We start from the raw sequence: 4086 nt of genomic DNA, 5'->3' as shown, positions 1-4086 counted from the left end.
GGGGTCCTCCTGGAAGGCGACGTCAAGCTGCGGGATGGCGTTCACCGACTTTTCCGCACGTTGGACGAGCGCGGCATCCTGATCTCCGTGGCGAGCAAGAATGCGCACGACGAGGCCATGGCCAAACTCGAAGCGCTGGGCCTCTCCGAGTTTGTGCTGCACCAGCGGATCGGTTGGGGCCCGAAGTCGGAGGGCGTGAAGCAGATTGTCCGGGCCATCGACATCGGCGCGGACACGGTCCTCTTCGTGGATGACAACCCCTTCGAGCGTGCCGAAGTGGCGGGGGCGGTCGCTGGTGTCGAGGTGCTCTCGGACGCGGCCCTGCCGACCCTTGCCGACCATCCGCGCCTCCAAGGCGCCGTGACCGCCGAGTCGCGGGCGCGACGCCAGATGTACCGGGAGGCGATCGTGCGCGAGCAGACAGCTGAACGGTACGGCGACGACTACATCGCGTTCCTCCGCGACTGCGACATCCACGTCGAGATCCGCCCAGATAACGCCGACGATTTCGACCGTATCGTCGAACTCGTGCAGCGAACCAACCAGCTGAATTTCTCAGGCCGCAAGTATGGGCGCGAGGAAATCCACCACATCCTGGCCGACCCGGCGCAGACGCGCCACGTGCTGATCTGCCGGGACAAGTTCGGCAGCTATGGGACGGTGGGCTTCTGTTTGTCGCGGCGCGAGCCTTGCGGCGAGGGCGAGCGCGTCGTCGTCGAGGACTTCATGCTTTCCTGCCGGGTTCAGGGGAAGTTCATCGAGCAGGCCCTGTTCTGGACGCTGGCGAAAGGCGAGGGTCAATTCGCCACCGAGATCGTTGTGGCGTTCAAGCCGACGGACCGGAACCGCGCCGCCGAAATGGTGCTTGAGAAGCTGGGCTTCGAACTCGCGGCGGAGGGGCGTCGGCGCGACCTGTCGCCGGGCGATCTGGCCGTCGACTTCCTTATGATCGACCCTTAAGCGCGGACTTCAGGCGCGAGGCCATGGGCATCCAGTCGAACGCGCCCCGCGTCTTCATGGCGAAGATGCGGGGGGGATCTCGGGGGTCTGCCGACGTTCGACCTCGCTTGATCGATCGGTCGCCGGCGCGGATCGGCTGTGGTTGCACCGTGTAGACCTGACGATAGCCCGCTGCTTGCGCACGCTCGACGACCCGATCGTTGTGGTCGCCATACGGAAACGCAAGCGTGTCGATCGGGGCCCCCAGCAGGGTTTCCAACACCTCGCGCGAGCGTCGGACCTGATCGTCGAGGGCCGCCTCGGCGAGCTTCGTAAGGTGCGGATGGTCGACTGTATGTGAACCGAACGAGACCACGTCGCGCGGGAGCGCCGCGAGTTCCTCGCCCGTCATCACGACCTCGGCTGCGTCCCCGGTGGTTTCCATCTGCCAGCCCGGTCGGCGACCCAGCCAACCCGTCGGAACGAAGATCGTCGCGGGGATTCGATGGCGCTGGAGGGCCGCCAGCGCATTCTCGCGCACTGATCGGAACGCATCGTCGAAGGTCACGGCCACGTTCGGCCGGGCCGGGTCGAGCAGCCCCTGATGGTCAGCGGGCACAATGTTGGCGGTCCGCCGCAGGTAGGCCATCTGCGCATCGAAGGCCTCGGCCGCGTCTGCGGTGACGGCGTGGTAGTAGATGATGGTCAGCTTCGGCGTCGTGTTGAGCCGGCCAAACGTGTCCCAGCCGGTCGCGATCGCGTTCTTGGCGGTCTGTTTGAGGCTCATGGCGCAGCGTACCCCGCCAGCCACTCCCTTCGACGGTCCCAAACCGTGCGCCACTTGGCCTTTGCCGAGCCTGGGGTGTCTCTGCGGCCGGAGGCGACGTGGGAACCGATCATCCGCACGGCTGACCAGGTGAGCAGCAGCATCCGCCCGAGGGCGACCGCCGCGGGATTCCAGTGCTTCTTCATGAGCGTGACCCGGCCGCGAACCGTCTTGACGATCTTGTCGGCGCCCGTGGGCTCGGACATCCCGCCCATGTGGACGATCTCCGCCGCAGGGGAAATTCCGGGGTTGGCGCCCAGCGCCTTGGCTCGCATGCACAGATCGGCCTCTTCGGCGTACATGAAGAAAGCCGGGTCAAATCCACCCAGCGTTTCCCACAGGTCCCGGTCGATCAGCAGAAAGCAGCCCGTCACGATGTCGACGTCGGCGACGCTGTCGCGCTGCCAGTCGCCATAGGATTCCGGACTGAACAGGCGACTCTTCGGGAAGAGGTGCGTGAAGCCCGCCGCGCCGCAGAACAAGCTCCACAGCGTCACGCGACGCCAGCAGCTGGTCGGATTCAGGCTCAGGTCCGGGAACAGCGTGCGACCGCCCCAGATCCGGCGGGCGGGTTCGGCCTCCGCGAACTTCCAGAGTTCCTCGTGACTCGCCTCCAGCGAGATGGTGTCCGGGTTCAGTAGCAGGATGCGCCGGCCGCGAGCCCGCTGGGCGAGAATGTTGTTGGCTGCCGCGAATCCCACGTTGACCGCATGGTCGATCGCCTTGATCTGTGGAAAGGCTTGGTCGATCGCCTGGAAGCTCCCGTCCGGCGAGGCGTTGTCCAGCAGCAGGACTTCAAAATTCACCGGTGGCGGGTGGTCGAAGAGGCTCGAAAGCGCCTGCAGTGTCAGGGCTTTGGTGTTGTAGCTCACGATGAGGATCGAGAGCTCGACCTGCGCCTTCTGGTCCAACGCGACGAACGCCATTGACTGAGCCCTGTTCTCCCCGATGCCTTCATCTGCGTCGAAGGACGAAGCCATCTTGATACTGTTGAAAGGATTCGGATGAAGGAAGCCCTTACGCCAGACGAGACACGCGACATGAGCATCAACACTGCGACGCCGCGGTCGGCAGATCTGGCCGTGGGCCTTCTCTGGCATTCCGTCAATTCAGGCAATCTCGGCGTCGGCGCACTGACCGTCAGCAACTTGGCCCTGGCGCGCCGCGCTGCGGCGGCGGCCGGCGTCAAGGCCCGCTTCAGGATCCTCGGCTTCGAAGACGTCGGCGAGCCGCACTACGTCGCAGGCGATGACGTCGAACTCTTGGCCCTCAACACCAAGGCGATGGTCCCCGGGGGCTCGTACTGGCGCAGCCTAGGCGACCTGGACTGTGTCCTCGACATCGGTGGCGGCGACAGTTTCACGGACATCTACGGTTCCAAGCGGTTTGGCTTTCTCTGGTTGACGAAGGCCATGGCGATCGCCCGGCGCCGGCCGATCGTGCTTAGCCCACAAACCATCGGCCCCTTCTCGCGCCAGCCCCATAGCGGGCTCGCCAGCTGGGCGATGAACCAATCGGAACTGATCGTGGCGCGCGATCCGCTGTCGTTTGACGTGGCCGGTCGCATGGCCCCGACCGCAAAGCGCCTTCAGGCCGTGGATGTCGCCTTTGCCCTGCCGTTCACGAGGCGCAAGAAAGGCGACCCGGCGCTGCTGGAAGTGGGTGTTAACGTTTCCGGCCTTCTGTTCAACAGGGGCTACAGCGGCGCGAACGAATTCGGAATGCAGGTCGACTACGCCGAATTCACGCACAAGCTGATATCCGCCCTGGCCTCTAGGCCAAACGTGAGGGTGCAGCTGATCACGCACGTGCACAGCAACGCGCTGCCGATGGACGATGACGGCCGTATCGCCGACCGGCTCGCGGCGGAGGTGCCCGGCGTCGTCCGGGTTCCGAACTTCGCGTCGCCATCCGAAGCCAAGTCCTACATCTCGGGCCTCGACTTCCTGGTGGCGGGCCGCATGCACGCCTGCATCGCTGCGTTTTCCAGCGGCGTACCGGTGGTGCCCGTCGCGTACAGTCGCAAGTTCTCAGGCCTGTTCCAGGGTGTTCTGGAATACGACCACATTGTTCCAGTGAACGGGCTGGCGACCGACGCCGCCGTCGACTTCACGATGGATCGGTTCGATCGGCGCGCGTCGCTGGTCGCGGAAATCGCACAGGCCGTCCAGCACGTGGACGGCCTGCTCGACGGCTACGTCGCCGAGCTCGCGCAGCTCTTCAGGCGCGTCGCCCGCCGCTGATTTGGGCGTGCCGCAGGGCTGCGAGGCGGCACGCGGAGGCGAGGGGCCGGCCGGCGCGGCCGCGGTCGATGCTGACGA

4 protein-coding genes are annotated in these 4086 nt (G+C 65.6%); 2 read left to right on the top strand and 2 right to left on the bottom strand.

Annotated elements, in window-relative coordinates:
* Window positions 1-960 (top strand): HAD hydrolase-like protein (locus tag QZV94_RS23695; RefSeq protein ID WP_293682723.1); only part of this gene is annotated, 960 nt, incomplete at its 5' end.
* Here the strand turns inward: QZV94_RS23695 and QZV94_RS23690 are convergent.
* Window positions 944-1726, bottom strand: a complete 783-nt coding sequence (locus tag QZV94_RS23690; RefSeq protein ID WP_293682721.1) for a polysaccharide deacetylase family protein — start codon at window positions 1724-1726, stop codon at window positions 944-946. The two genes, QZV94_RS23695 and QZV94_RS23690, sit on opposite strands and share 17 nt — an antisense overlap.
* Window positions 1723-2865, bottom strand: a complete 1143-nt coding sequence (locus QZV94_RS23685; RefSeq protein WP_293682720.1) for a glycosyltransferase family 2 protein — start codon at window positions 2863-2865, stop codon at window positions 1723-1725. Before QZV94_RS23685 ends, QZV94_RS23690 begins: the two co-directional genes overlap by 4 nt.
* On the opposite strand from QZV94_RS23685, the gene QZV94_RS23680 reads away from it, so the two are divergent.
* The gene (locus tag QZV94_RS23680) at window positions 2806-4008 is read left to right on the top strand and encodes a polysaccharide pyruvyl transferase family protein (RefSeq protein WP_293682718.1); all 1203 of its coding nucleotides are present in this window, start codon (window positions 2806-2808) and stop codon (window positions 4006-4008) included. The genes QZV94_RS23685 and QZV94_RS23680 overlap by 60 nt on opposite strands.
* Window positions 4009-4086 lie beyond the last annotated feature (78 nt).

Source organism: uncultured Phenylobacterium sp. (assembly GCF_902826855.1).
Classification (GTDB): Bacteria; Pseudomonadota; Alphaproteobacteria; order Caulobacterales; family Caulobacteraceae; genus Phenylobacterium.
Note: the sequence above shows the minus strand (reverse complement) of the source record. Positions and strands in the feature narration are given on the sequence as shown.

Coding starts and splice junctions, on each gene's coding strand:
- QZV94_RS23685 (WP_293682720.1), bottom strand. CDS start 2,865: ATGCCAGAGAAGGCCCACGGCCAGATCTGCCGACCGCGGCGTCGCAGT.
- QZV94_RS23680 (WP_293682718.1), top strand. CDS start 2,806: ATGAGCATCAACACTGCGACGCCGCGGTCGGCAGATCTGGCCGTGGGC.
- QZV94_RS23690 (WP_293682721.1), bottom strand. CDS start 1,726: ATGAGCCTCAAACAGACCGCCAAGAACGCGATCGCGACCGGCTGGGAC.